1 protein-coding gene is annotated in these 1,245 nt (G+C 48.4%); it reads left to right on the plus strand.

Annotation, left to right across the window (positions count from 1 at the left end):
* The first annotated feature begins 23 nt into the window (after nt 1-23).
* Complete coding sequence (locus L5M10_RS23830; RefSeq protein WP_001206290.1) at nt 24-1,232, plus strand: IS4-like element IS10A family transposase; 1,209 nt, start codon at nt 24-26, stop codon at nt 1,230-1,232.
* The last annotated feature ends 13 nt before the right edge of the window (nt 1,233-1,245 follow it).

Raw genomic sequence — 1,245 nt, forward strand, 5'->3', positions numbered from 1 at the left:
AAAAACTACACTTGGACAACAAGATGCGCGAAGCCAATATCCTACAACATTCTTTACACCAATACTGCCCAGAACTTCACCTAAAACGATTAAACAGCTTGATGCTGGCCTCTAAGGCACTGATTGAATGTAAGACACTGACCTTGACTGAGTTAGGTCGAAATTTACCAACCACGGCCCGAACCAAGCACAACATCAAGCGCATTGATCGTTTGCTCGGCAACACGCATCTGCATCAAGAACGGTTAGCTGTCTACCAATGGCATGCCAGCCTCATCTGTTCTGGTAACCCTATGCCGATTGTGCTCGTCGATTGGTCAGACATCCGAGAGCATAAACGCATCATGGCTCTGCGCGCCTCAATAGCCTTCAATGGCCGCTCTATTACCCTGTATGAGAAGTCCTATCCCCTATCAGAACAATGCTCTAAGGCCTCCCACAACGGTTTTTTAGCGGACTTAGCCAAGATTTTACCTTTGCATGTTACCCCTCTCATCGTGACTGACGCGGGGTTCAAAGTGCCTTGGTACAAAGAGGTTGAGGCGCATGGTTGGTTTTGGCTAAGCCGTATTCGCGGTACAGTTCAATTTGCAGATATTGGCGCTGAAAATTGGCGTGCAGTTCGCAGTACACATGACTTGGCCAACGGTCAAGCGAAGAGCCTGGGTTGTAAGACCTTGACCAAAACTAACCCTATCAATTGCCATCTCACGCTTTATCGTAGCAAACCTAAGGGGCGTACAAATCAGCGTTCAACGAGGACTAATTGCCACCATCCATCGGCAAAAACGTACTCAACATCGGCGAAAGAGCCTTGGGTGTTAGCCAGCAATTTACCACCAGAATCTCGGAGCCCAAAGCAGCTGGTAAACCTGTACGCCAAACGTATGCAAATAGAGGAAACCTTTCGTGACCTCAAAAGCCCGGCATACGGCTTTGGCTTACGCCAAAGTCGTACCAACAGTCCAGAGCGATTCGACATCATCCTACTGATAGCGTTGATGGTTCAATGCCTGTTGTGGCTAGTTGGTTTACACGCACAGCAACAGGGCTGGGATAAGCATTTTCAGGCCAATACCATTGGGCATCGAACGGTACTCTCAACGATTCGCTTGGGATTGGAGGTACTCAGGCGGCCTGATTATCAAATCACGGAGAAAGAATTGCTGGCGGCCTGGGTATTATTCGCCAATCAGTTGCTCAAATATGGCTATGCTATGGCTGATTTATGAGGGGATCCTTCAG

Source organism: Shewanella sp. SM32 (assembly GCF_025654235.1).
In the GTDB taxonomy this organism is placed as follows: Bacteria; Pseudomonadota; Gammaproteobacteria; order Enterobacterales; family Shewanellaceae; genus Shewanella; species Shewanella oncorhynchi.